Annotated in this window: 21 protein-coding genes and 1 tRNA gene; 7 read left to right on the top strand and 15 right to left on the bottom strand. The window is 70.2% G+C overall.

The annotated features are described in order from the left end of the window. Positions 1-139: 139 nt before the first annotated feature. The 5 genes from pth to ACWEJ6_RS34190 all read right to left on the bottom strand — a co-directional run bounded on the left by pth (position 140) and on the right by ACWEJ6_RS34190 (position 4,147). Positions 140-724 (bottom strand): aminoacyl-tRNA hydrolase, encoded by a 585-nt coding sequence (pth, locus tag ACWEJ6_RS34210; protein WP_352353028.1) that lies wholly within the window; start codon positions 722-724, stop codon positions 140-142. Positions 725-787: 63 nt separating this feature from the next. Then, positions 788-1,417, bottom strand: a complete 630-nt coding sequence (locus ACWEJ6_RS34205; RefSeq protein WP_364337693.1) for a 50S ribosomal protein L25/general stress protein Ctc — start codon at positions 1,415-1,417, stop codon at positions 788-790. 97 nt (positions 1,418-1,514) lie between these two features. After that, complete coding sequence (locus ACWEJ6_RS34200) at positions 1,515-2,492, bottom strand: ribose-phosphate diphosphokinase (protein ID WP_352321976.1); 978 nt, start codon at positions 2,490-2,492, stop codon at positions 1,515-1,517. Beyond that, positions 2,489-3,940: a bifunctional UDP-N-acetylglucosamine diphosphorylase/glucosamine-1-phosphate N-acetyltransferase GlmU gene (gene glmU / locus ACWEJ6_RS34195; RefSeq protein ID WP_452429144.1), complete on the bottom strand. Its 1,452-nt coding sequence runs from the start codon at positions 3,938-3,940 to the stop codon at positions 2,489-2,491. Before glmU ends, ACWEJ6_RS34200 begins: the two co-directional genes overlap by 4 nt. Positions 3,941-4,075: 135 nt before the next feature. After that, positions 4,076-4,147, bottom strand: a tRNA-Gln gene (locus ACWEJ6_RS34190). A gap of 302 nt (positions 4,148-4,449) precedes the next feature. Here ACWEJ6_RS34190 and ACWEJ6_RS34185 point away from each other — a divergent pair. From ACWEJ6_RS34185 to ACWEJ6_RS34170, 4 genes are all read left to right on the top strand, one after another. After that, positions 4,450-5,388 carry an acyl-CoA desaturase gene (locus ACWEJ6_RS34185; protein ID WP_387676929.1) on the top strand — a complete coding sequence of 313 codons (939 nt, stop codon included), beginning with the start codon at positions 4,450-4,452 and terminating at the stop codon, positions 5,386-5,388. 79 nt (positions 5,389-5,467) lie between these two features. Beyond that, positions 5,468-6,337 (top strand): TetR/AcrR family transcriptional regulator, encoded by an 870-nt coding sequence (locus tag ACWEJ6_RS34180; protein ID WP_358294627.1) that lies wholly within the window; start codon positions 5,468-5,470, stop codon positions 6,335-6,337. Positions 6,338-6,392: 55 nt separating this feature from the next. Further along, entirely contained in the window at positions 6,393-8,453 is a 2,061-nt protein-coding gene (locus tag ACWEJ6_RS34175; protein WP_387676927.1) for an RNA degradosome polyphosphate kinase, read from the top strand. Next, positions 8,443-9,288 carry an NUDIX hydrolase gene (locus ACWEJ6_RS34170; protein WP_452429141.1) on the top strand — a complete coding sequence of 282 codons (846 nt, stop codon included), beginning with the start codon at positions 8,443-8,445 and terminating at the stop codon, positions 9,286-9,288. Before ACWEJ6_RS34175 ends, ACWEJ6_RS34170 begins: the two co-directional genes overlap by 11 nt. 4 nt (positions 9,289-9,292) lie before the next feature. Here ACWEJ6_RS34170 and ACWEJ6_RS34165 read toward each other — a convergent pair whose 3' ends face one another. The 4 genes from ACWEJ6_RS34165 to ACWEJ6_RS34150 all read right to left on the bottom strand — a co-directional run bounded on the left by ACWEJ6_RS34165 (position 9,293) and on the right by ACWEJ6_RS34150 (position 13,181). Further along, positions 9,293-10,468: a cytochrome P450 gene (locus ACWEJ6_RS34165; protein ID WP_452429139.1), complete on the bottom strand. Its 1,176-nt coding sequence runs from the start codon at positions 10,466-10,468 to the stop codon at positions 9,293-9,295. Beyond that, positions 10,465-11,940: a CYTH and CHAD domain-containing protein gene (locus tag ACWEJ6_RS34160; RefSeq protein WP_452429137.1), complete on the bottom strand. Its 1,476-nt coding sequence runs from the start codon at positions 11,938-11,940 to the stop codon at positions 10,465-10,467. The genes ACWEJ6_RS34165 and ACWEJ6_RS34160 overlap by 4 nt, the downstream gene beginning before the upstream one ends. A gap of 52 nt (positions 11,941-11,992) precedes the next feature. Beyond that, positions 11,993-12,343, bottom strand: a complete 351-nt coding sequence (locus tag ACWEJ6_RS34155; RefSeq protein WP_452429135.1) for a VOC family protein — start codon at positions 12,341-12,343, stop codon at positions 11,993-11,995. Positions 12,344-12,410: 67 nt separating this feature from the next. Next, positions 12,411-13,181: a trans-aconitate 2-methyltransferase gene (locus ACWEJ6_RS34150; protein ID WP_387676912.1), complete on the bottom strand. Its 771-nt coding sequence runs from the start codon at positions 13,179-13,181 to the stop codon at positions 12,411-12,413. 56 nt (positions 13,182-13,237) lie between these two features. Here ACWEJ6_RS34150 and ACWEJ6_RS34145 point away from each other — a divergent pair, with 56 nt between their 5' ends. After that, positions 13,238-13,741 (top strand): MarR family winged helix-turn-helix transcriptional regulator, encoded by a 504-nt coding sequence (locus ACWEJ6_RS34145; protein ID WP_352321957.1) that lies wholly within the window; start codon positions 13,238-13,240, stop codon positions 13,739-13,741. A 281-nt stretch (positions 13,742-14,022) separates the two neighbouring features. Here ACWEJ6_RS34145 and ACWEJ6_RS34140 read toward each other — a convergent pair whose 3' ends face one another. The 4 genes from ACWEJ6_RS34140 to ACWEJ6_RS34125 all read right to left on the bottom strand — a co-directional run bounded on the left by ACWEJ6_RS34140 (position 14,023) and on the right by ACWEJ6_RS34125 (position 19,835). Further along, a complete protein-coding gene (locus ACWEJ6_RS34140) occupies positions 14,023-15,840 on the bottom strand; it encodes an ABC-F family ATP-binding cassette domain-containing protein (protein ID WP_452429133.1) in 1,818 nt (605 codons plus the stop codon). Positions 15,841-16,655: 815 nt separating this feature from the next. After that, a complete protein-coding gene (locus ACWEJ6_RS34135) occupies positions 16,656-17,558 on the bottom strand; it encodes a 4-(cytidine 5'-diphospho)-2-C-methyl-D-erythritol kinase (RefSeq protein WP_352321954.1) in 903 nt (300 codons plus the stop codon). A 511-nt stretch (positions 17,559-18,069) separates the two neighbouring features. Continuing rightward, the gene (locus ACWEJ6_RS34130; RefSeq protein ID WP_449940505.1) at positions 18,070-18,717 is read right to left on the bottom strand and encodes a response regulator; all 648 of its coding nucleotides are present in this window, start codon (positions 18,715-18,717) and stop codon (positions 18,070-18,072) included. Then, positions 18,714-19,835, bottom strand: coding sequence for a sensor histidine kinase (locus ACWEJ6_RS34125; protein WP_452429130.1), 1,122 nt, complete (start codon positions 19,833-19,835; stop codon positions 18,714-18,716). The genes ACWEJ6_RS34130 and ACWEJ6_RS34125 overlap by 4 nt, the downstream gene beginning before the upstream one ends. Positions 19,836-20,135: 300 nt before the next feature. Between ACWEJ6_RS34125 and ACWEJ6_RS34120 the strand changes: the two genes are divergently transcribed. Together ACWEJ6_RS34120 and ACWEJ6_RS34115 are read left to right on the top strand one after the other, a co-directional pair. After that, complete coding sequence (locus ACWEJ6_RS34120) at positions 20,136-20,675, top strand: hypothetical protein (protein ID WP_452429128.1); 540 nt, start codon at positions 20,136-20,138, stop codon at positions 20,673-20,675. A 208-nt stretch (positions 20,676-20,883) separates the two neighbouring features. After that, positions 20,884-21,690: an arginase family protein gene (locus ACWEJ6_RS34115; protein ID WP_452429126.1), complete on the top strand. Its 807-nt coding sequence runs from the start codon at positions 20,884-20,886 to the stop codon at positions 21,688-21,690. 652 nt (positions 21,691-22,342) lie between these two features. Here the strand turns inward: ACWEJ6_RS34115 and ACWEJ6_RS34110 are convergent. Together ACWEJ6_RS34110 and rsmA are read right to left on the bottom strand one after the other, a co-directional pair. Next, positions 22,343-22,975 (bottom strand): NlpC/P60 family protein, encoded by a 633-nt coding sequence (locus ACWEJ6_RS34110; RefSeq protein WP_452429124.1) that lies wholly within the window; start codon positions 22,973-22,975, stop codon positions 22,343-22,345. A 542-nt stretch (positions 22,976-23,517) separates the two neighbouring features. Further along, positions 23,518-24,357 carry a 16S rRNA (adenine(1518)-N(6)/adenine(1519)-N(6))-dimethyltransferase RsmA gene (rsmA, locus tag ACWEJ6_RS34105; protein WP_387677464.1) on the bottom strand — a complete coding sequence of 280 codons (840 nt, stop codon included), beginning with the start codon at positions 24,355-24,357 and terminating at the stop codon, positions 23,518-23,520. Positions 24,358-24,383: the final 26 nt, after the last annotated feature.

The raw sequence follows: 24,383 nt of genomic DNA, 5'->3' as shown, positions 1-24,383 counted from the left end.
CAAATGCCGTCTTCCCCCGCTCCGCTCCCGCCGTCGCTCCGGGCGGTGGCACGCCTCTGTGTGCCCGTTCCCGAACGGACAGTCACCGATGCTAGCCGCGCGTGCGGCGCGACAGGCGGCGAACGGTTCTATGCGGCGATCAGCGCGGAGGGCCGGAAATGTGGAGATCAGCCCGGTGGAAGTCGTTCTGGGTGGCTTCCAGGCCACGGGCCATGAGCGACTCGACGACGTCGGCGCCGCGGTCGACGAGGAAGGGCAGATCCTTGCGCTCGACGGTGGCGAAGTCGCGGAGCACGAAGGTGGCCGGGTCCATGCGGCCGGGCGGCCGGCCGATGCCGAAGCGCACCCTCAGGTAGTCGCGGGTGGCGAGGACCTTGGTGATGGACTTGAGCCCGTTGTGGCCGTTGTCGCCGCCGCCGAGCTTGGCCCGCAGCGCGCCGTAGGGGACGTCGAGCTCGTCGTGGACGACGATCAGCCGGTCGGGGCCGATCTTGTAGAAGTCGGCGAGCGCCTTGACCGGCCCGCCCGACAGGTTCATGTACGTCAGCGGCTTGGCCAGCACGGCCGCCCGCGTCTCCAGCACCTCGGACCTGCTCTTGTGCGCCTTGAAGCGCCCGCCGGCCCGCGCGGCCAGCTCGTCGAGCACCATGAAGCCCGCGTTGTGCCTGTTACCCGCGTATTCGGGCCCCGGATTGCCCAGTCCGACGATCAGCCAGCGGTCCATGTGCGCTCCCCTTACAGCGGAACGGGGGCGGCCTCGCGCCACCCCCGTTTTCGCGGTACGTGCTTACTCGGCGGCGGCCTCGGCGCTCTCGCCCTCGCCCTCGGCCTCGGCGGTCTCGCCCTCGGCGGCCTCCGCGGCCTCGGCGGCGGGCTCCTCGGTCGGCTTGGCGATGACGTGGAGGACCACGGCCTCGGGGTCGGCGGCCAGCGTGGCGCCCGACGGCAGGTCGAGCTGCGCGGCGGTGATCACGGTGCCGACCTCCATGCCCTCGACGTCGACCTCGACGCCGGTCGGGATGTGGGTGGCCTCGGCCTCGACGGCCACCGAGACGAGCTGCTGGTCGAGCAGGCCCTCGGAGTTGACGTCGCCGGTGGTGGTGACCGGGATCTCGACGGTGACCTTCTCGCCGCGCTTGACCAGGAGCAGGTCGACGTGCTCGACGAAGCCCTTGATCGGGTCGCGCTGCACGCCCTTGGGCAGGGCCAGCTCGTCGACGCCGTCACCCTGGAGGCGGATCAGCACGTTGGGCGTGCGGAGGGCCAGCAGCACCTCGTGACCGGGCAGGGTCAGGTGCTTGGGGTCGATGCCGTGCCCGTAGAGGACGGCGGGCACCTTGTCGGCGCGGCGGATCTTACGGGCGGCGCCCTTGCCGAACACCGTGCGCGGCTCGGCGGCGATACGTACTTCAGACATGACATCTCCTAGGGATGCAGAGATCGGATTGTGGCGCGCTCCCCCTCACCCGCCCTAGCGGAAGGCGTTACGAGCGCAACCCGTACAGCTTACTCGCTCAGGTGTCGCCCTCGAACAGGCTCGTGACGGAGCCGTCGGTGAAGACCTCGGTGACGGCGCGGGCGATGAGCGGCGCGATCGAGAGCACCGTCAGCTTGTCGAACCGCTTGGCCTCCGACAGCGGCAGCGTGTTGGTCACGATGACCTCGGAGATGCGCGAGTTCTTCAGCCGGTCGACGGCGGGGTCGGAGAAGACCGCGTGGGTGGCGGCGACGATGACGTTGGTCGCGCCCTGCTCGTAGAGGGCGTCGGCGGCCTTGCAGATCGTGCCGGCGGTGTCGATCATGTCGTCGATCAGCACGCAGGTGCGGCCGCTGACCTTGCCGACGACCTCGCTGACCTTCACGGAGTTGGCCACGTCGAGGTCGCGGCGCTTGTGGATGAAGGCCAGGGGCGTGCCGAGGGTGTCGGCCCAGCGCTCGGACAGGCGGACGCGGCCGGTGTCGGGCGAGACGACGGTCGTGTTCTCCAGGTCGAGCTTGTTCTTCAGGTAGCTCTCCAGGACCGGCATCGCGAACAGGTGGTCGACGGGACCGTCGAAGAAGCCCTGGATCTGCGAGGTGTGCAGGTCGATCGACATGAGCCGGTCGGCGCCGGCGGTCTTGAACAGGTCGGCCATCAGCCGGGCCGTGATGGGCTCGCGGCCGCGGCCCTTCTTGTCCTGGCGGGCGTAGCCGAAGAACGGCATGACCACGGTGATGCGCTTGGCCGAGGCCCGCTTGAGCGCGTCGACCATGATGAGCTGTTCCATGATCCACTTGTTGATGGGACCGGTGTGGCTCTGGATCACGAACGCGTCGCAGCCGCGGACGGACTCCAGGTAACGGGCGTAGATCTCGCCGTTGGCGAAGTCGATCAGTTTGGTGGGGGTGAGTGAGACGCCGACGTGCTCGGCGACCTCTTCGGCCAGCTCTGGATAGGCCCGGCCGGAGAAGAGCATGAGGTTCTTCTCGCCCGGCTGTTTGATGCTGGTCACTGTTCGTTCTCCTGCTGTGCTCGCTCGGCCAGCGCCCGTTCGGCGGCGGCGGCCGACTTGGTGCCCGCGCGCTTGCGCAGGACCCATTTCTCGATGTTGCGCTGTCGCGCCCTGGCCACGCCCATCGCCCCTGGGGGTACGTCGCTGACGATCACGGACCCGGCCGCGGTGTTGGCGCCTTCGCCGATCGTCACGGGGGCGATGAGCATGGTGTCGCAGCCGACGAACGCGCCGTCGCCCACGGTGGTGTGGTGTTTGTCGACCCCGTCGTAGTTGACGAAGACGGTGGAGGCGCCGATGTTGACGTCCTCCCCGATGGTGGCGTCGCCGGCGTAGGTGAGGTGGGGCACCTTGGAGCGCTCGCCGACCTTGGTGTTCTTCATCTCGACGAACGTGCCCGCCTTCGACCTGCGGCTGAGCACGGTGCCGGGGCGCAGGTAGGCGTAGGGGCCGACGTTGGCCTCGGGGCCGATCTCGGCGTCGTCGCAGACCGCGTTGCGCACTACGGCGCGCTCGCCGACGCGGGTGTCGGTCAGCGTGGTGGCCGGGCCGACCTCGGCTCCGGCGCCGATGACCGTGCGGCCGTGGAGCTGGGTGCCGGGGTGGACGACGGCGTCGGGCCCGATCTCGACGCCCACGTCGACCCACGTGGTGGCCGGGTCGACGACGGTGACGCCGGCGCGCATGTGCTGCTCCAGCAGCCGCTGGTTGAGCACCTTGCGGGCGAAGGCGAGCTGGACGCGGTCGTTGACGCCCTCGACCTCGACGTAGTCGGCGGCCACGCAGGCGCCGACCCGGTGGCCGTCGCCGCGCAGGATGCCGAGGACGTCGGTGAGGTACTCCTCGCCCTGGGCGTTGTCGGTGGACACGCGCTTGACGGCGTCGGCGAGCAGCAGGCCGTCGAAGGCGTAGATGCCGGAGTTCATCTCCTTGATCGCGCGCTGCTCGTCGTCGGCGTCCTTCTCCTCGACGATCTCCAGCACGGCGCCGGAGGGGTCGCGGACGATCCGGCCGTAGCCGGTCGGGTCGGGCACCTCGGCCGTCAGCACGGTGACCGCGTTGCCGTCGGCGGCGTGCTTGGCCAGCAGCGTGGCGAGCGTGCGGGCCTGCATGAGCGGCACGTCGCCGTAGGTGACCAGGATCGTGCCGGCGATCGTGCCGACCTCTTCGAGCACGGTGCGGACGGCGTGGCCGGTGCCGCGCTGCTCACGCTGGACGACGGCGCGCGCGTCGGGGCTGGTGGCGGCCAGATGGCCGCCGACCTGTTCGAGCGCGTGGCCGATGACCACGATGAGCCGCTCGGGATCGAGGTCGCGGGCGGCGGCGAGCATGTGGTCGACCAGCGCGCGGCCGCACAGCTCGTGGAGGACTTTCGGGGTCTGGCTCTTCATCCGGGTGCCCTCGCCCGCGGCGAGGACGATGACGGCTGCCGGGCGCGGCACACTCACGGACTGAGGCTCCCTGTGACTGGACGGATCAGGGTCGTCGGCGCGGCTACCGCGCCGCAACCCTCCCGACACCGTGAGGATACCTGCCCGGTTCGGAACTCTCTCGCGCGGGGAGTCGCGGGATGGCTGTCAAGGCTCCCGGAAGAGGACTCGAACCCCTACAAAGTGGACCAAAACCACTTGTCCTGCCGATTAGACGATCCGGGACGGACCGGACGCCGTGGCGTCCGACACACAGCCCTACGATACCGAGCCCGCACGGGCGTATGCGCCCCCAATTCTCTCGCACATCTCCAGTGCCGCGAATACCGGGGACACGCGGGGGTAGTCGGCGCGCTGGCCATATAACAGACCACCCCAAAAGCCGCAAGCCACGAAACCCACTCACCTGGGCGCGCCGGCCGTCAGCTAAGTGACATCCACACTTAGGGCTTCCTTACTTACGATGGCGTAGGTTACGGTGGCGTAGCCTGGACATTCATCCTCATACATGTCGTTGGAGGTAGCCCATGACCGTTCTCGCCGAGCGTTCCTCCCCCGCCCCGAAGCCCGACTTCGAAGAAGAACCGAAGTCCAGGGCAGAGATCATCACGTTCGCACTCGTGGTCGGACTGCCCTTGGTCGCGCTCGCGGCGGCGGTCCCGCTGGCCTGGGGATGGGGACTCGGCTGGACGGACATCGTCATCGCCTTCGTCTTCTACGTCGTCTCCGGGCTCGGCGTCACCGTCGGGCTCCACCGCTACTTCACGCACGGCTCGTTCAAGGCCAAGCGGCCGCTGAAGATCGCGATGGGCATCGCGGGCAGCCTGTCGCTGGAGATGTCCGTGCTGGACTGGGTGGCCACGCACCGCAAGCACCACAAGTTCTCCGACAAGGAGGGCGACCCGCACTCGCCGTGGCGCTTCGGCCCCGGCTTCAGGTCGATGTCCAAGGGCCTGCTGTACGCCCACATGGGCTGGCTGTTCGAGAGCGAGCGCACCAACCGCGAGAAGTACGCCCCCGACCTGTGCAAGGACGAGGACATCCAGAAGCTGCACAAGTGGTTCCCCACGCTGGCCCTCGTCTCCGTCCTGCTGCCCGGCGTGCTCGGCCTGCTGCTGACCTGGTCCTGGCAGGGCGGCCTGACCGCGCTGTTCTGGGGCTCGCTGATCCGCATCGGCCTGCTGCACCACGTGACCTGGTCGATCAACTCGATCTGCCACGTCTTCGGTGAGGAGTCCTTCCAGACGCGTGACAAGTCGCGCAACGTCTGGTGGCTGGCCATCCCGTCGTTCGGCGAGTCCTGGCACAACCTGCACCACTCCGACCCCACCTGCGCCCGGCACGGCGCGCTCAAGGGCCAGATCGACCTCAGCGCCGGCCTGATCCGCCTGTTCGAACGGGCGGGCTGGGTGTACGACGTGCGCTGGCCGACGCCAGAACGCCTGGCGGCGAAGCGCATTGCCTGACGAGAATCAGCCGATGAACGGCCATTCGTCCGTGGCCGTCATTATGGAACCCGTGACGGAACCCCGATCTCGCAGGCGCATGTCCGGTAGAGAGCGCAGAGAGCAGCTGATCCGGATCAGCCGCACGCTGTTCGCCGAGAAGGGGTTCGACGGGACCTCTATAGAGGAGATAGCCGCCACCGCGCAGGTGTCGAAGCCTGTGGTGTACGAGCATTTCGGCGGCAAGGAAGGCGTCTACGCGGTCGTCGTCGACCGCGAGATGCAGAAGCTGCTGGGCATGATCACCTCGGCCCTCGCCGCCTCCCACTCCCTCATCAAGCTGGAGCGGGCCGCCCTGGCCCTGCTCCAGTACATCGAGGAGAGCAGCGAGGGCTTCCGCATCCTGGTGCGCGACTCGCACGCGGCCTCGGGCACGGGCACGTTCGCCAGCCTGATCAGCGAGATCGCCAGCCAGGTCGAGGACGTCCTGGCCGACGAGTTCGCCGGCCGCGGCTACGACCCCAAGCTCGCCCCGATGTACGCCCAGATGCTGGTCGGCATGGTCGCGCTGACCGGCCAGTGGTGGCTGGACGTGCGCAAGCCGGGCCGCGAGGAGGTCGCCGCGCACCTGGTGAACCTGGCCTGGAACGGACTGACCGGGCTCAACCCGAGCCCGGTCATCTCGGTGGCCACCCGCAACCAGGCCGCAGCCGCCGCCAAACCGCGCGTCAGCGACAAGGATCTGCGCGAGTTCGAGAAGGCCCGCGAGAAGGAGCTCAAGGAAGCCGAGAAGCTTCGCCAGCGAGAGTTGCGTGACGCGGAGAAAGCCCGGGTACGAGAGTTGAAGGAGCGCGAGCGGCTGCTGAAGGAGGCGGAGAAGGCCCGCGAGCGCGAGGAGAAGATCCGTCAGCGGGAGGCCAGGCTCGCCGAGCGCGCCGCACGCCTGGAGCAGGCCGAACAGCCAGAGTGAGTTCGTTGCGGCTACGTTAACGTTCCGTTCAACCAATCGGGGCAATATAGGCCATATGTCCGCGGAACCGCTGCAATCGGGAAACGACCTGCCCCTGCCACAGGAGCGGTTCCTCAACCGCGAGGAAAGCTGGCTCCAGTTCAACGAGCGCGTCCTCGAACTGGCCGAGGACCCGTCGATCCCGCTGCTCGAACGGGTGCGCTTCCTGGCCATCTTCGCCAGCAACCTGGACGAGTTCTTCCGCGTACGGGTGGCCGGCCTCAAGCGGCGCATGGCCACAGGGCTGCTGCTGCGCACCAAGAGCGGGCTGAAGCCGCGCGAGGAGCTGGCCCGGATCGCCACGATCGCCGACTCCCTGGCCAAGCGGCACGCCGCCGCCTTCCACGACCGCGTCTGCCCCCAGCTCGCGACCGAGGGCATCGAGATCGTCCGGTGGGACGACCTGGGCCGCGAGGAGCGCACGGAGCTGCGCAAGCTGTTCAGGGAGCGGATCAGGCCGGTGCTGACGCCGCTGGCGGTCGACCCGGCGCACCCGTTCCCCTACATCTCCGGGCTCAGCCTCAACCTGGCCGTGCTGGTGCGCAACCCGATCACCGACCACACCGTCTTCGCGCGGGTGAAGGTGCCCTCGCAGCTCCCCCGGTTCGTGCCGGCGTCCAAGGACCGGTTCGTGCCGCTGGAGGACGTCATCGCGGCGCACCTCGGCCAGCTGTTCAAGGGCATGGAGATCCTCCAGCACCACGTCTTCCGCGTCACCAGGAACGAAGACCTCGACGTCGACGAGGACGTCACCGAGAACCTCATGCAGGCGCTGGAGAAGGAGCTGCTCAAGCGGCGGTTCGGGCCGCCCGTGCGGCTGGAGGTCGAGGAGACGATCACGCCGGAGGTGCTGGCCCCGCTCATCGAGGAGCTGGAGCTGGCTCCGCACGAGATCTACCGGCTGCCCGGCCCGCTCGACCTGACCGGCCTGCACGCCATCGCCGACCTCGACCGCGGCGAGCTGAGCTTCCGCCCGTTCGTGCCGGCCGAGGTGATCAACGCCGAGGACGACCTCTTCTCCACCCTGCGCGAGCGCGACGTGCTGCTGCACCACCCGTACGACTCGTTCGCGACCAGCGTGCAGCGTTTCATCGAGGTGGCCGCGGCCGACCCGCGGGTGCTGGCGATCAAGCAGACCCTCTACCGGACCAGCGGCGAGTCCCCCATCGTCGACGCGCTGATCGACGCGGCCGAGGCGGGCAAGCAGGTCGTCGTGGTCGTGGAGATCAAGGCCCGTTTCGACGAGCACGCCAACATCTCCTGGGCCAGGAAGCTGGAGCGGGCGGGCTGCCACGTGGTCTACGGCGTGGTCGGCCTGAAGACCCACTGCAAGCTGGCCCTCGTCGTACGGCAGGAGCCCTCGGGCGAGCTGCGCCGCTACTGCCACATCGGCACCGGCAACTACAACCCCAAGACGGCCCGCCAGTACGAGGACTTCGGCCTGCTCACCGCCGACCCGCTGGTGGGCGAGGACGTCACCGACCTGTTCATCCACCTGACCGGCTACTCCAACCACTCGGCCTACCGCCGGCTGCTGGTCGCGCCGCACTCGATGCGCAGCGGCCTGCTGGCCAGGATCGACCGGGAGATCGCCCACCAGCAGGCGGGCCGCCCGGCGCGGATCAGGATCAAGACGAACTCGCTGGTGGACGAGCCGATCATCGACGCGCTCTACCGGGCGTCCAGGGCGGGGGTGCCGGTGGACCTGTGGGTGCGCGGAATCTGCATCCTTCGCCCCGGAATCCCCAATTTGTCCGAAAATATCCGCGTAAGGTCGGTTTTGGGGCGCTTTTTGGAGCACTCCCGCGTGTACGAGTTCGGCCTCGGCAGGCGTCCCGAGGTGTGGATCGGCAGCGCCGACCTGATGCGCAGGAACCTCGACCGCCGGGTCGAGGCCCTGGTCAAGGTGACCTCCCAGCAGCACAAGGCGTACCTGATCGAGCTGATGGACCTGGCCATGGCCGACACCACGAACGCGTGGTGGCTCAACTCCGACGGCACCTGGATCCGCCACCAGGGCGAGGACCTGCAGAGCCATCTCGTGGGCACCAGGCGATGGAGGACCGTTGACGACTGACCTGCTCCGGGCCGCCGGAGCCGTGGTCTGGAGGGGCGCGGAGAGCAGCCCCGAGGTGGCGGTGATCCACCGCCCGCGCTACGACGACTGGACCTTCCCCAAGGGCAAGCTGGAGAGCGGCGAGCACGTCATCGCCGCCGCCCTGCGCGAGGTCGCCGAGGAGACCGGCCTGACGGCCGTCCTGGGCCGGGCCCTGCCGCCGATCCACTACCTCAGCGGCGGCCGGCTCAAGCGCGTCGACTACTGGACGGCGCGGGTCGCCTCCGACGCCGGCTTCGAGCCGGGGGACGAGGTCGACGGGCTGCGCTGGCTGCCCGTCGACCGGGCTCGCGAGCTGCTGACCTACGAGTGGGACGCCGGGCTGCTGCGCGCCCTGGCCGCCGCGCCGCTCGCGACCGTGCCGCTGGTGCTCGTCCGGCACGCCACGGCCGGGTCCAGGAGCCGGTGGGACGGCGACGACGCGCTGCGCCCGCTGGACGACCACGGCGGCTCCCAGGCCGCCGCCCTGGCCACCGCGCTGCCCGCGTACCGGCCCGAGCTGCTGGTCAGCTCGCCCAGCCGGCGGTGCGTCCAGACGCTGGAGCCGTACGCGGCCGGGATCAGGGCCGAGATCAGGACCGAGCCGCTGCTCAGCGAGGAGGGCCAGGACCCGCACAAGACGCCGGAACTGGTCGGCGACCTCGCCGTGCCCGCGGCCGTGTGCAGCCACGGCAAGGTCCTGCCGCACCTGATCCACGCGCTGAGCGGCAAGGACGTGCACCTGCGCAAGGGCGCGTTCGCGGTGCTGCACCGGGTCGGCGGGCACGTCGTCGGCGTGGAGCGTTACGCGACCTGACGGCTCACCAGGTGACCGGGAGACGGGCGAACCCCTGGGTGATCCTGCCCTCGTTGCGCGGCAGCTCGGCGACGGGGACGGCCAGGCGCAGTCCGGGGAGCCGCTGGAACAGCCGGCTGAACACCGCCTCCAGCTCCACCCTGGCCAGGCTCGCGCCGATGCAGAACCGCGGGCCGTACCCGAAGGCGAGATGCGGGTCGGCCGGAGGGCGGCCGATGACGAAGGTGTCGGGATCGGGATAGACCTGTTCGTCCCGGTTCGCCACGCCGGTGTTGAGGACGACGGCCTCGCCGCGGCGGATCGTGCGGCCGTCGATCTCGATGTCCTCGTGGGCGTACCTGGGCAGGCCGTGCAGGCTCGGCACGGCCATGCGCAGGATCTCCTCGACCGCGGCGGGCGCGAGCCCGGGGTCCGACCGCAGCAGGTCGAGCTGGCCGGGGTGGGCCAGCAGCAGGAGCACGCCGTGGTCGATGCGGTTGACGGTGGTCTCGTGCCCGGCGAACAGCAGGCCGGCGGCCAGCTCGGCGATCTTGCCGTCGTCGTCCAGCTCGCCCGCCAGGTCCGACAGGACGTCCTCGGCCGGTTCGTGCCGTTTGCGGGCGATCAGCCCGGCCATGTAGGCGCTCAGCTCCGCCCGTGCCGCGACGCCGGCCGCCTCGTCCTGGAGGTCGGCCATGCGTGCGGACACGCCGCTGAAGTGCTCCCTGTCCTCGTACGGGACGCCGAGCAGCCGGCAGATGACCAGCACGGGCAGCGGGAAGGAGAGCTCGGCGTGCAGGTCGGCCGGCGGCGTCAGCCCGGCCAGGCGATCCAGCCGCTCCTCGACCAGGACGCCGACCTCGCCGGCCAGCCGCCTCATCCGCCGGGCCGAGAAGGAGGGCGCGAACAGCCTGCGCAGGCGCTCGTGGTCGGCCTTCTCGGTGGCGGCCTCGCCCTGCGGCCCGCCGAGCAGGGCCGAGTTCGACACGCGCGGCGCCCGCTCGGGCTCGGGGTGGGAACGTCCCAGCCGGCTGTCGGTGAACAGCCTGCGTGCCTGCTCGTAGCCGGTGACCAGCCAGACCTCGTCGCCCACCGGGGTGCGCACCCGCGCGATGCCCTCCCTCGCCCGCAGCTCCCGGTAGGCCGACGGAACGTCGAGGGGGTCGCTGCGCGGGAAGGGTATTGCCGGAAGGTTCGTCATAGAACCTTCTTAACCGCCTTCACGGTCTCCGCCCAGACTCTGGGGAAATCGGCCTCGGCGCGTTCGGCGGTGTTGCGTTCGATCCCGATCAGCAGCCCGTACGTGAAGGTGTCCTCGCCCGCCTGCCGGGCGCCCTCGGCCTCCTTGGCCAGCGTCTCCTGGGCGACCACGCCGTCCCGGTGCGCCCCCAGCACCTCCTGGACGTTCTCGGCCAGCTCGGCCAGCCTGGCCATGCCCTTGCCGAGGGTGGGTTCGACGGCTTCGGCGGTGTATCGAGCGCGTTTGGCCGCCTTGCGGACGTCGTGCAGGGCGATCTCGCGGCGTCCGGGGTCCTCGGTGGCCTGGGCGATCTCGTACGCCCTGGTCACGCGGTCCCAGCCGGCGGCGGCGAGGGCGGTGAGCTTGTCCTTCGCCGGCTTGGCGGCGGCCTTGCCCAGTTCGGGGGTGGCGATCAGGGCGTCGAGGGCGTCCAGGAGGGTGTAGTAGCGGTCGCCGCTGAGCGCGTCCTTGATGCGCTCGTACGCCTCCTGCTCGCGGACGCGCAGGTCCGCGCCGAGCCGGGTCTGGATGGGGCCGGTGACCAGCTCGGGGGCGAGGCCGGACAGCTCCCCGGCGAACCTGGCCCTGATCACCTCCAGGTCGCGGGCCTCGCCGAGCACCGTGCCGAGCCAGCGCAGCTCCTCCTGGACCTGCTCCGTACCGGTCACCACCGACTTGAACGCCTTGAGCGCGCTGCGCAGCCTGCGCGAGGCCACCCGCATCTGGTGGACGGCGTCCTCCTCGGCCCTGCGCACCCGCGGATCCTGGCTGAGGAGGGCGGCGACCTGGCCCGACAGGTAGTCGATGACGGTCTCGCCCGCCGTGCCGGGTTCGGTGGCGGCCCTGGCGGGCGGGGCGGGTTCGAGGAGCCGGGCGAGCTTGCTGGCGCTGCCCGCGGGGGTCGCGCCCGCCTTGCGCAGCCGTTTGCCCACCTTGGCCAGCAGGTCGCGCCGGTCCTCGGCCAGGAGTTCGGCCTCGACCTCGCGCCACCGCAGCACCTTGCCGTCCCGGTGGTCGGTGCCCTTCACCCGGTCGTCGGCGATCTCGACCAGCCGGGTGCCGCCGTCGTGCAGCAGGGTGACGCTGCGTCGGGTGTCGAGCTCGGCCACCACCTGGAGCTCCGCGCCCCTGGCGTAGGCCCGGACGAGTTCGGCCAGCTCCGGCGGCACGACCCTGGTGCTGCGGGTGAGCGGGCAGGTGATCTCCTGGCGCACGCCCCTGGCCTTGGGCAGCTTCAGGTGCCAGCCCGCGTCGTCGCCGCCGCGCCTGCGTCTGAGCGTGACGCCGCGCGCGGCCAGCCGCAGGTCGGCCGTGTCGTAGTAGAGCGCCACGAGCTGATGACTGCGCGGGCCCGTGACCTGGGCCAGGCCGCTCAGGTCCGGGATCGTGTAGTCGGTCGGAACGTCGAACTTGTCCTCGATCTCGATGCCCACTGCACCTCACAAGTGTCCGATATCGGACCATGATGCCACCTGCAGGTGAACATCACACGGCCTGCAGGAGCTCGATGCGGTTGCCCACGGGGTCCGTGACGTAGATGCGGCGGTAGCCCGGGAAGAGGTCGTCGGGCACCGCACCGGGGATCCTGGCGGCGTAGGCGTCGAGGTCCTCGACCAGGAACGCCGGGTGGGCCTTGCGCGCGGGCCTGAAGTCGTCCTCGATGCCGAGGTGGATCTCCACGCCGTCGCCGCGGAACCAGGCGCCGCCGCGTTTGGCCAGCTCCGGCGGCTTGGGGAGCTCGCGCAGGCCGAGCACGTCGCCGTAGAAGGCGCGCAGCTCGGGCTCGCTGCCTTTGGGCGCGGCGAGTTGGACGTGGTGCAGGGATTTGATCGTCATCTCTGGGTCTCCACGAGTTGTTTCCGGGCCCGGTCGTTTCTGGGCCCCGGTCATTTCTGGCTCCCGGTCATTTCTGGGCGACTACGAAGATTCGGCGGAAGGGGAAGGGGGTGCCGTAGCTTCTGGCCGGGTAGGCCTCGGCGAGCGGCCCGGCCAGGTCGGCCTTGAACCGCCGCTGCTCCGCCGGGTCGAGCCGGTCGAAGATCGGGCGCAGGGCCGTGCCGGAGACCCAGTCGAGGACCGGGTTCTCGCCCTGGAGCAGGTGCACGTACGTGGTCTCCCAGGCGTCCACCTGGCAGCCGCCGTCGTTGAGGAAGTCGAGATACTGGATCGGGTCGTCCACCGGGTTGGTCCTGTTGAGGTCGCTGAGCCGGTCGGACCAGGCGCGAGAGGCGCACAGCTCACGGATGGCGACGTGGCTCGGGGCGTCGAAGTTGCCCGGCACCTGGAAGGCCAGCCAGCCGCCGGGGGCCAGCTCCTCCAGCCAGTGTTCGAGCACGCCGTGGTGGGAGGGCACCCACTGCAGGACGGCGTTGGAGACGATCACGTCCATGGGGCGGTCGGGGTGCCAGGTGTCGACGTCGGCCACGGCGAAATGCACCGAGCCGGTGAGCTTGCGAGCCTTGCTGATCATCGCAGGCGAGGCGTCGAAGCCCTCGACGGTGGCGTCCGGCCAGCGTTCGGCCAGCATGACGGTGAGTTCGCCGCTGCCGCAGCCCGCGTCCACGACATAATCGGGAGCCACCGCACCGACTCTGGATATCAGCTCGATGAACGGCCGCGACCGCTCGTCGGCGTAGACGGCGTAGGTCACCGGGTCCCAGATATCTCTTGACATAGAGATAATTGATATCGAGAGAGATATCTCGATGTCAAGACAGTAGACTCTGTGTCATGACGCCACAGGATGACGAGGTCGACCGGCTGGTCGCGGCATGGCGGATCGAGCGGCCCGATCTCGACGTCGAGCCCCTCCAGGTCCTCTCCAGGGTGTCACGGCTGGCCAAACATCTCGACCGCGCCAGGCGGGCGGCGTTCGCCGAACATGATCTGGAACCTTGGGAGTTCGACGTGCTCACCGCGTTGCGGCGGGCCGGTAAGCCGTACGAGCTGAGCCCCGGGGCCCTGCTGCGGGCCACATTGGTGACGTCCGGGACGATGACCAACCGCATCGACCGGCTCGCGCAGGCGGGTCTGGTGCGGCGGCGGCCCGACCCCGAGGACCGGCGCGGCGTGCTGGTGTCGCTGACGGACACGGGGGTGGCGCGGGTGGACGCGGCGTTCGCCGACCTGCTGCGGCGTGAGCGCGACCTGCTCTCCGGCCTCCAACCCGCCGACCAGCGTTCCCTCGCCGCCCTCCTCCGCCTGCTCCTCGCCCCCTTCGACTCCCCCCAATAACCCCTCTAGAAGGTTTTACGCACGCTCTTCCGGCGGGCGGCACCCATTTCGGGAACCTCAGGGCCACGGCCGCCCGGCCACGACCGCCCGGCGACGAAGGCCCGGCGACGAAGGCCCGGCGACTGAGGCCCGGCGACTGAGGCCGCCACGTCGGCCACTGCCTTGCGGCCCGCACCGGCGACGGCGCCTGGCTGGTCTGCCGACGGGCCGGTCTGCCGACGCCGCCTCTCCGGTGGCCGTCGAACCGGCGCGGACCCTCGCGCGCGAGAGCGTGGCGAGGGTCAGTCGCCGAGGCGGTCGGCCACTTCGAGCCATTCCGCCTCGACGGTGTCCTTCTGGGCCAGGACGTCGCGGAGCTGGGCGTCGAGGGTGCCCAGCTTGGCGTAGTCGCTGGCGGCTTCGGCCATGGCGGCGTGCAGGCGGGCCTCCTGGTCGCCGAGCTTGTCGAGCTGGCGTTCCAGGCGGTTGAGTTCCTTGCGGAGCTCGCGTTCCTCCTTGGCCGACAGCCCGGCCTCCGGCTGCGCGCCCGACGACGCCGCGACCGGGGCCGGAGCACCGGACGCCGGGGCAGGCGCGCTGCCGATCCGGGCGGTCACCGCCGTGCCGGCGCTACGGCGTTCGAGGTATTCGTCGACCCCGCCCGGCAGCATCACCAGCTTGCCGTCACCCAGCAGGGCCACGCACCGGTCGGTCACCCGCTCCAGGAAGTAGCGGTCGTGGCTCACCAGGATCAGCGTGCCCGGCCAGCCATCCAGCAGGTCTTCGAGCTCGTTGAGCGTCTCGATGTCGAGGTCGTTGGTGGGCTCGTCGAGGAGCAGCACGTTGGGGTCGTCCATCAGCAGGCGCAGCAGCTGCAGCCGCCGCCGCTCGCCGCCGGACAGGTCGCCGATGACCTTCCACTGCGCGTCGCCCTTGAAACCCAGACGCTCCAGCAACTGGGACGCCGTCCACTCCCGCTTGCCCAGCTGGAGGTACTTGCGGATCTCCTCCACCGACTCCAGCACCCGCCGCGACGGGTCGAGCTCGGTCAACTCCTGGGACAGATGCGCCAGACGTACGGTCTTGCCGCGGATCACCCGGCCCGAGTCCGGCTGGACGCCGTCGGCGAGCAACCGCAGCACCGACGACTTGCCCGACCCGTTGACGCCGATCAGACCGATCCGGTCGCCCGGCCCGAACTGCCACGTGCAGTGATCGAGCACCAGCGGCCCGTCGCCGGGACCGCCCGCGTGCAGGGTGACGTCTTCCAGGTCGTAGACGGTCTTGCCGAGCCTGGCCGCGGCGAACCGCATCAGCTCGACGGTCTCCCGCGCCGGCGGCTCGTTCGCGATCAGGGCCTGCGCGGCGTCGATCCGGAACTTCGGCTTGGACGTGCGGGCGGGCGGACCGCGCCGCAGCCAGGCGATCTCCTTGCGCATGAGGTTCTGGCGGCGTTCCTCTGCCGCCTGGGCGATGCGCGCCCGCTCGGCCTTGGCCAGCACGTACGCGGCGTAGCCGCCCTCGTAGCGCTCGACCCGGCCGTCGACGACCTCCCACGTGCGGGTGGAGACGGCGTCGAGGAACCAGCGATCGTGGGTCACGACCAGCAGGGCGCTCTTCCTGGTCGCCAGGTGGGCGGCAAGCCAGGCGATCGCCTCGATGTCGAGGTGGTTGGTGGGCTCGTCGAGCATGACCAGGTCGTGGTCGTCGATGAGCAGACGGGCCAGCGCCGTACGCCTGCGCTCGCCACCGGACAGCGCGGCGGCCTTGGCACTGAGGTCGAGGTCGCCGATCAGGTTCGCCAGGATCTCGCGGACCTGCTGGTCACCTGCCCATTCGTGCTCAGCCCTGTCCCCCAGGACGAGCTGGGTCACGGTGGCCTCGGGGTCGAGGGTGTCCTGCTGGGACAGGAACCCGACCCGCAGCCCGCGCGTGTGGGTGACCCGGCCGCTGTCAGGACGCACGTCACCGGCGATGACCGACATCAGGGTCGTCTTACCGCCCCCGTTGCGGCCGACGACGCCGATGCGCTCCCCGGCCTCGATGCCCAGGGAGACGTCGCTGAGGAGCGGCTTGGGCCCGTAGGCGTGGGAGACCGACTCAAGGTTGACCAGATTCATGACGTGTCCAGGGTATCGGTCCCCTCAACCGCTTCCCGACGCCCACGACGTCCCTTGATCGTCTACGGGCCAGGGATTGCCGGACCGAATGCCTACCTTGAGCGCCCGGCTCACGTCCGTCCCGGAGGCGTCGCCCCCGCGCGACGAAACGTTGGCCCCCTCCCACGGTGGGCGGGCGCACGCGATGCCGGGCGCCCCCCTCACCGCCCTCTGTGATCAGCAGGTCCGTACGAGCCGACTCCGAACCCGATATCCGTGCCCCACCGCTGTTCAGATCCGGGTGCCGGCGGCTAGTGACGGCACCAACCACAAGAACGACCACCAGCCTTCCGCCCAACCCCCACCGACTGCCACCTCGCCAAGCACCGCAAACCAGCGCCTCAGACCGTTGCATCAGATACCGACGGGACCACCTGGGCCTGGGGCGAGCGGGCCACGCGGACGACACCCGGCAGCCATTGCCGTAGGCCGCAACGTCGGACCACCGTGCCAGCCCGCCTTGCGCGCCGAAGGTGACGGGCGCAGCGCGACAGGCTCACGTGCTGGGGCTGGCGTGACTTGCCCCGCGTGACTTGCCGCGCGTGACTCGCCGCGCGTGACTTGCCGCGCGTGACGGCTTCTGTCGTGCCGCACCGGCCGTGGCAGATCCGTCGTGCCATGCCCAGCGGGACGACCCCAGCGGGGTGGCCCGTGCGGGGTGGCCCGTGCGGGGCGGCCCGTGCGGGGCGGCCCGTGCGGGGCGGCCCGTGCGGGGTGGCCCCGTGCGGGGCTGGCGTGGCGGGGTCGTTGGGGGCGCTGGGGGTGTCGCCAGGGGGTTAGAGCAGGGTGGCGCCGGTTACGGGGCCGTGGGCGGCGACCGTGGTGGTGGCGGCGCCTGTGGCGGTGAGGCTGTTGGCGAGGTCGCGGGCGTGGGTGGCGTCGATGGCCAGGAAGGCGCACGTGGGGCCGGAGCCGGAGACGATCGCGCCCAGCGCGCCGTGCTGGCGCCCGCTGTCGAGGGTCGTGGCGAGCTCGGGACGCAGGGCCAGGGCGGCGGCTTGGAGGTCGTTGCTCAGGTGGGCGCCCAGGGCGTACGCGTCGCCGGTGCCGAGGGCCTCGATAAGCGGGGCGTCGAGCTCGGGCCAGGGCACGCGGGCGTTCGAAGCCTCGCGCTGGCGGTCGCACTCCGCGTAGACCTTGGCGGTCGATAGGCCGCCGTCGGCCAGCGCGAACACCCAGTGGAACGTGCCGCCCGTGGGCAGCTCGCTGAGCTGCTCGCCGCGGCCGGTGCCGACCGCCGTGCCGCCGAGCAGCGAGAACGGTACGTCGCTCCCCAGGTCCCCGGCGATCTCCATGAGGTCCTCGAAGGGCAGGCCGAGCCCCCACAGCTCGTTGCAGGCCACGAGGGCCCCCGCCGCGTCGGCGCTCCCGCCCGCCATGCCGCCGGCGACCGGGATGGCCTTCTCGATGATCAGGTCGGCGCCGTACGAGCGGCCCGCGTGCTTGGCGAGGGCGCGGGCGGCGCGGATGGCGAGGTTGTCGTCGTCGACGGGCACCTGGTCGGACCATCTGCCGTTGACCGTGACGGTGATCGACTCGGCCTCCTTCGCGACCACCTCATCGAAGATCGACACTGCGTGGAAGACATTGACCAGGTCGTGGTAGCCATCTTCCCGGAGCGGGCCGACTGAAAGCTGCACGTTGACCTTCGCGGGCACACGTACGGTCACCGAACTCATCGATCTTCTGCCACTTTCATCGCTTGCCGGGGTCAAGGACACTCGATGTTATCGGGGTGGGGTGCGCTGACATGCGGTTCTCGGAATTAGACGTGTGAGATGACCGACTGCGGGCCACGCAGAGTGAGGTTCGTCCTCTTTTCGGCTGATCAGGTGGTCATACGCCGACATTGCCGTCTTTCTGCCACCGCCTTCTCTTCAGGCCGACCTTCTCTCCGGAACGGTGCCTTGCCCTCCATGGGCGCCGCCGATGGCCCGGACCGCACCGGGGAAGCTGCTTCGGCGGCGTCGCGGCCGTTGTGGGCGTTGTGGGCGGTGGTGCAACAGGCGGGCTGGTCCCGGACGCTTACCACTGTGTCCGGCACCTTTCGCTAGGAGAACTTGTGACACAGCGAGATCGCTTCGAGGCGGTCTACGACACGTACTACCCGGCGACACAGCAGTACGCCGCCCGCCGTACCGTCGCCGCGATCGAACGGTGTCGGCGTCACCGCAGGCGCTCGCTCAGGGTTCACGCATGGCCGTGTTCCCAGGCCCAGGCGGCTATGCCCACGCGGTTGCGCACACCGAGCTTGCGCTGGACGTTGGCCACGTGGGTCCTGGCGGTGCCTGCCGAGATGAACAACTCGGCGGCGATTTCGGGGTTGGATCTCCCTGCGGCGACCAGCTTGACGATCTCCAGCTCGCGGTCGCTCAGCGGCTGTTCACCCGGTACGCCGGTACGAGCGGGTGACGGGGTGAGATGGCGCAGCAGCCGTACGGTCACCGAAGGGCTGATCAAGGCATCGCCGGCGGCTGCCGCTCTGATGCCCTCCACGAGGAGCACCGGCCCCGCGTGTTTGAGCAGAAAACCGCAGGCTCCTGCACGGAGGGCGGCGTGCACGTACTCATCGAGGTCGTAGGTGGTCACGACGATCACCCGCATCGGCGATGGCGTCTCGGGGCCGGCCAGGCGCCGGGTGAGTTCGAGCCCGTCCATGCGCGGCATGCGGATGTCGGCGACGACCACGTCCGGCCGGAGCTCGCGGGCGAGGTCGAGCGCGGCCACGCCGTCCGCTGCCTCGCCCACCACCTCCAAGTCCGGCTGGGCGGCGAGGATCGTGCGGAAGCTGCGCCGGACGGCCGGCTGATCGTCGGCGATCAGAACCCGGATGGTCATGGGAACACCGCCTTCACGACCCAGCCGCCGCCGACGGCGCGGCCCGAGGTGAACGTGCCGCCCAGCGCCTGCACCCGCTCGGCCAGCCCGGCCAGGCCGACGCCGGCGCGTTCGGCGGACGGCAGGCGCGGCAGGGCCAGGTCGCGTGCATGGTCGGCCACGGTGACGACGACCGGCCCCGTCTCGTCGCTCACCTGAATGGTGACGCTCGACCCGGCCGGCGCGTGCTTCCTGACGTTGGTGAGCGCCTCCACGACGATGCGGTAGGTCGTTGTCGCGACCTCGCGCGGCACCGGGCCGGACGGTTCGACGCGCATCTCGGTGTCGGGGAAGCCCGCGTCGGCGAAACGCCGTACCAGATCGGGCAGGTCGTCGAGGCCAGGCAGCGGCTCGGCGGGGGCGCTGTCGCCCTCCAGCTCGCGCAGCATGCGTACGGTCCGGTCCATCGACGCCAGCGCCCGCGAGCCGTCCTCCTCGATCGCCCGCAGTGCAGCCACGGCCTCGGACGGATCGCGGTCAAGCAGGATCTGCGCCGCCTGTGCCTGCAGGACCATGGCGCTGACGTCGTGGGCGACGAAATCGTGCAGGTCGCGGGCAAGCTGCAGCCGCTGGGCGCGGCGGGCCCGCCTGACCGCCTCGACCCGGCGCCGATCGAGGGCACGCAGATAGGCGCCGAGGCCGACTGCGCCTGCCGTGCCGATGGACCAGAAGAGAGTGAGGGCGACCGCGTCGAGGCCCGACGGCGGTGGCTGGGTGATCTGCAACGCCAGAAGCGCTTGGGAGATCGCGGCCACCCCCACCGCCGGGACCGCCTGCCGTACGGCGGCCCAGCGCACGGTCAGCGTCATCAACGTGAGCACGGCGACCGTGTGAACGTAGGTCGACGGTCCGCCCGCGGTGCCGGGATCGGCCAACCAGACGAGCGTGCACGCCGCGCCGGTCACACCGGCGGCCGCCGTGATCGCCGCGAGGCGGGGGCGTGCCCTCGGCCACCGGACAAGCCACATGGCTGCGGCTGTGAGCACCGCGGGCACGACGACGAGCGGGCTCGGGAGCGGCCACAGGACGAACGCGAGCGCGAGCGCGCCGGCCACCAGCCCGCCTGCGAGAAGTCTCATGGGCGGCACCTTAGAGCAGCGCCGGGGCCGGCGAATCAGCCGATCGGCAGATGTCTTCCTCGCCGCGCGAGCGCAGTCTGGGTGCTGATTCCAGAGGCCAGGAGGCTGCGATGGTACGGAAACCGATGTCCGGCGTGCTGCTGTCAAGCGCCGTTTACGGAGCACTCGGGCAGGGCGCGGGCCGGCAGAAGCAGACGCGGGAGAGATGGCTGCTGGCCGGTCTCGCCGCCGACGGCCGGATGAATCACCAAGATCGAGTACACGCCGGCTACTCATCCGGACAGTCCTGGAGGTAGAACCATGACGATCAACTTGCTGCACAAAGCTCCGGCCGCCAGCGACACCGAACGGCCCGTCCCGCGCTGGGCCCTGCGTGCCGCCTACGCGCTTCCCTGGCTGGTGCTTCCTTCGTGTTTTTGGAGGCTGCCGTTCGCCTTCAACTTCCCTATGGGTCAAGTCCACGACACGGACATGCCGGCGCTGTGGATCATCAGGCTTCCGTACATCCTCGGGCTCAGCGTGTTGTCGGAGCTGGCGGCCTTGCTGTGCATCGGCCTCGTGCGCCGGTGGGGAGAGGTCGTCCCGAATTGGATCCCGTTCCTCGGGGGGCGTCGCGTACGGCCGATGGCCGCGATCATCGCCGCGGTGGCCGGCGGTGCGATCTTGTCGATGCTGCCGGTACAGACGGTGCTTCAATGGGTCGGAACCGTTGACCAGGTCGCTTACGAGAACGTCTGGTGGGAAATCCTGGCCGCGGCATGCATCAGCCCGCTGAACCTGTGGGGCCCGATCGTGCTCGCCCTGGCCTACGCCTACTATCGGCGCCGCCGCCACACCTGAGCCTTTGTCGGCAGGCTCTGAGAGCTGAACGTGCGGGATTTGGCCGAGGCGGACCTGGGTGGCGGCGGGACGGTGTGCCCCCGTCCGGGACGACGGCCTGCGGGGGCCTTCATGCGGCACTCGTCGATCTGGTTCAGCAGAGTTTGTGGTGGTCGGCATTGGTTCGTCCTTGGGATGCTGAGAGGACCTACTTGATGTGGAGGTGCTCGTGTCCGAGGTGACGGTTGTCGAGGTGCCGCAGTGGCGGGGGTCCGGGGCTCGTACGGCTGAGCGGCTGCGGGAGGGGGCCCGGCTGGTTGCGGAGATGGTGGACGCGGATCGTCGGATTCAGGTCGAGGTCGATGACGATGATCTGGTGGTCACTGCTTCCAGGGTTCGGGCTGCGGTCGTCGAGGCTGGGTGGGACGGGCTTCTGGTCACCGCGGGTGGGGACTGCGGTGTCGAACTGGAGCCGGTGGCGGCGGCGCGGCGGAGGTTCGGGGATGGGCTGGTCGTCGTCTGGTTCGATGCGCATGGGGATCTGAACACGCCGGAGTCGTCACCGTCGGGGGCCTTTCACGGCATGGTCCTGAGGGCGTTGACCGGTGAAGGGCCTGACGGGCTGGTGGCCGGGCAGCCGGTCGGGGCCGGGCAGGTCGTGCTGGCGGGGGTGCGTGATCTGGATCCGGCCGAGGTCGCGTTCGTCGAGGCTCGGGGTGTGCGGTGGGTTCGGGCGGCGGATGCGGAGGCTCTGGTCGAGGCTGTCGGTGCTGCGGCGGCGGCGGGCGGGGAGCGGACGGCTGTTTATGTGCATGTCGACTTCGATGTGCTGGATCCGCAACTCTTCGGGAGCGTGGGGTCTCCTACGCCTGAGGGGTTCCGGCCTGAGGAGCTTCTGGAGCTGGTGAGGGCCATTGCTGAGCGGTTCGAGGTGGTGGGGTTGGGGCTCATGGAGTATGAGCCGGCGGGGGCTGAGGATCAGGCGTTGCTCGCGTCGGTGGTGAAGGAGTTGGTGGCGGTCTGCGCCGGGCGGTAGGTGGCGCTCGCGGCGGAGCGGTCCTCTTGGGTGCTGGTCGGGGCGGGCGCTCACCTCCGGTGCTGGTCAGGGTCAGTGGTGGGCGCTCGCGGTGCTGGTCCCGGTGAGCGGCGGTCGCCTGCGGCGCTGATCGGGTGGACGGTGGGCGCCCGTAGCGCTGATGAGGGCGAGCGGCAGTCGCCTCGGGGGTAGAAGGTGAGCGCCTGTAGTGCTGGTCCCGGTGAGCGGCAGTCGCCTGCGGCGCTGATCGGGTGGACGGTGGGCGCCCGTAGCGCTGATGAGGGCGAGCGGCAGTCGCCTCGGGGGTAGAAGGTGAGCGCCTGTGGTGCTGGTCAAGGTGGACGGCAGGGGCCCGTGGCACTGCTCGGGGTAAGTGGCTGGTCGCAGCGCTGGTTCGCGGCCCGTGGCGCTGCTCAGGGTTGTAGCCGGTCGCAGCGCTGATTCGTGGTGGTTGCTCTCAGGTGATGAGTCGGCGTCCGGGGTGGATGGCCGCCTGCCGGAGGGTGCGTCGTCAGCAGTTGGTGGGCGCCCTGGGCGGCGGGCGCCCTGGTTGATGGGCGCCCTGGTTGATGGGCGACCGGAGTTGGCTGGCGACCATGGTTGGTGGGTGTTCGGGGGTTGGGGTGTTCCTTGTGCTGACGGTGCGGTGGTGTCAGGCGGGGCGGATGGTTCCTCGGTAGGCGGTTCGGTAGTAGGCGGAGGTCAGGAAGTTGGTTCTTCGTACTACGTCGCCGGTTCGGGGGGCGTGGATCATGGTGTTGTCGCCCAGGTAGAGCGCTACGTGGGTCGGGTCGCCGGGGCCGCCGAAGAAGAGGAGGTCGCCCTTGCGTCTGGAGGCGAGGGGGACTCTGCGGCCCTGGCGGAACTGGGTGCCGGTGTAGTGGGCGAGCCTTACTCCGGCCTTGGACCAGGCGTAGAGGGTGAGGCCGCTGCAGTCGAAGCCTCTTGTGTTCGCGCCGGTGCCGACTCCGATGGTGGGGCCTCTTGAGGAGCCGCCGCCCCAGGAGAACGAGACGCCAAGCTGGGAGAGGGCGGCGGCGGCTGCGATTTCACCCTTGTGCTTCGGGCGCTTTCTGGGTTTTTTCGGCTTCGGTTTCTTGGGGTGGTGGGGGGCCGGGCAGCGAGTGGTGGCGGTTGCTGCGGCGCCGGCGGCGGGGATGGTGATGGTGGCCCTGAGGCATGGAGTGGGGGTGGCTCTGGCGAGGGTGGGGTGGGCTCCTGTGACGGTCAGGAGGCCGCTGCTGAGGATGATCGAGAGTTGGGTGATGTGGTGGCGGGTGTTCATCAGTGGCTCCTTCGTCGTGATGAGGGACGAGAGCCAGGATCACGTGGGTGAAGCGGGGGCGGAGGGGCCGAACGGGGTTCTGTGGATGGGTGGGTGTTGAGCGTCTTGGGTTGTGGACAGCCGCCCGGTGTCAGAGGCCTCGTGCGAGCACGAGTGGATGTAGGCCGGGCGCGCGTCTGCCCGGAAGGGCGGCCGCGTGCCTGCGCGGAAGGGCGGCCGCGTGCCTGCGCGGAAGGGCGGCCGCGTGCCTGCGCGGAAGGACGGGGGCGTGCCTGCGCGGAAGGCGGGGGGCGTGTGGGGGCTGTGCAGGTTCGCCGCGCCGACGCCAGGTGGACGCCCCGAGGCCGCAGGTGAGCCGACGCCAGGCGGACGCCCTGAGGCCGCAGGGGAGCCGACGCCAGGTGGACGCCCCGAGGCCGCGTGTGACGTGAGGCGGGGCGCCTAGGGGGTGCGGGCGTCACGGGATGCCAAGCCCTGGGGAGTGGAGGGGGTGCCTAGTGGGGGCTCGGGGGGTGGGGCTTGGGCATTTGGGGTGGGTTGGGTTAGGGCTTTTGTTCGGCTATTCGGGCGAAGGAGTCGACGGTGAGTTGTTCGCCTCTGGCCGAGGGGTCCACACCGGCGGCTCTCAGTGCCGTTTCCGCCAGGGACGGACTTCCGGCCCAGGACGCCAGGGCGGCCCTCAGGGTCTTGCGGCGCTGGGCGAAGGCGGCATCCACGACGGCGAAGACCTCTTCCCTGGTGGCCGTGGTGGCCGGCGGTTCGCGACGAGTCAGGGAGACCAGGCCGGAGTCGACGTTCGGGACGGGCCAGAACACCGTACGGCCGACCGGGCCCGCCCGGCGTACGTCGGCGTACCAGGCGGCCTTGACCGACGGCACGCCGTACACCTTGGAGCCGGGACCGGCGGCGAGGCGGTCGGCCACCTCCAGTTGCACCATGACCAGGCCCTTGCGCAGCGAGGGCAGCGTCTCCAGGAGGTGGAGCACCACGGGGACGGCCACGTTGTACGGGAGGTTGGCCACCAGGGCCGTGGGGTCGTGACCGGCGAGGTCGTCGAGGGAAATCTTCATGGCGTCGGCGTTGACGACCGTGAGCCGGTCGGACGGGCCGCGCTCGGCGACGGTGAGGGGCAGTTGGGTGGCCAGGACCGGATCGATCTCGACGGCCACCACGTGCGCGGCCTCGGGCAGGAGCGCCAGGGTGAGCGAGCCGAGGCCGGGCCCGACCTCGATGACCACGTCGTCGGCCGACAGGTCGGCCACGCGGACGATGCGCCGGACGGTCCCCGCGTCGATCACGAAGTTCTGGCCTAGCTTTTTCGTGGGGCGAAGATCTAGCTTGTTCGCCAAAATACGTATTTCTGCAGGGCCCAACAGCCTCATCATCCAACCAGTCTCCCGCATCGAAG

It is taken from the genome of Nonomuraea sp. NPDC004702 (assembly GCF_053601695.1).
The sequence above is the reverse complement of the archived record's forward strand: the minus strand, read 5'-3'. Positions and strand labels throughout refer to the sequence as shown.

Bases quoted from the DNA above. Each gene is read 5' to 3' on its own strand.
- ACWEJ6_RS34155 (WP_452429135.1), bottom strand. From the start codon at position 12,343: ATGACGATCAAATCCCTGCACCACGTCCAACTCGCCGCGCCCAAAGGC.
- ACWEJ6_RS34145 (WP_352321957.1), top strand. From the start codon at position 13,238: ATGACGCCACAGGATGACGAGGTCGACCGGCTGGTCGCGGCATGGCGG.
- pth (WP_352353028.1), bottom strand. From the start codon at position 724: ATGGACCGCTGGCTGATCGTCGGACTGGGCAATCCGGGGCCCGAATAC.
- ACWEJ6_RS34135 (WP_352321954.1), bottom strand. From the start codon at position 17,558: ATGAGTTCGGTGACCGTACGTGTGCCCGCGAAGGTCAACGTGCAGCTT.
- ACWEJ6_RS34130 (WP_449940505.1), bottom strand. From the start codon at position 18,717: ATGACCATCCGGGTTCTGATCGCCGACGATCAGCCGGCCGTCCGGCGC.
- ACWEJ6_RS34185 (WP_387676929.1), top strand. From the start codon at position 4,450: ATGACCGTTCTCGCCGAGCGTTCCTCCCCCGCCCCGAAGCCCGACTTC.
- ACWEJ6_RS34205 (WP_364337693.1), bottom strand. From the start codon at position 1,417: ATGTCTGAAGTACGTATCGCCGCCGAGCCGCGCACGGTGTTCGGCAAG.
- ACWEJ6_RS34125 (WP_452429130.1), bottom strand. From the start codon at position 19,835: ATGAGACTTCTCGCAGGCGGGCTGGTGGCCGGCGCGCTCGCGCTCGCG.
- ACWEJ6_RS34110 (WP_452429124.1), bottom strand. From the start codon at position 22,975: ATGAACACCCGCCACCACATCACCCAACTCTCGATCATCCTCAGCAGC.
- ACWEJ6_RS34175 (WP_387676927.1), top strand. From the start codon at position 6,393: ATGTCCGCGGAACCGCTGCAATCGGGAAACGACCTGCCCCTGCCACAG.
- ACWEJ6_RS34165 (WP_452429139.1), bottom strand. From the start codon at position 10,468: ATGACGAACCTTCCGGCAATACCCTTCCCGCGCAGCGACCCCCTCGAC.
- ACWEJ6_RS34150 (WP_387676912.1), bottom strand. From the start codon at position 13,181: ATGTCAAGAGATATCTGGGACCCGGTGACCTACGCCGTCTACGCCGAC.
- ACWEJ6_RS34120 (WP_452429128.1), top strand. From the start codon at position 20,136: ATGACGATCAACTTGCTGCACAAAGCTCCGGCCGCCAGCGACACCGAA.
- ACWEJ6_RS34140 (WP_452429133.1), bottom strand. From the start codon at position 15,840: ATGAATCTGGTCAACCTTGAGTCGGTCTCCCACGCCTACGGGCCCAAG.
- ACWEJ6_RS34180 (WP_358294627.1), top strand. From the start codon at position 5,468: ATGTCCGGTAGAGAGCGCAGAGAGCAGCTGATCCGGATCAGCCGCACG.
- rsmA (WP_387677464.1), bottom strand. From the start codon at position 24,357: ATGAGGCTGTTGGGCCCTGCAGAAATACGTATTTTGGCGAACAAGCTA.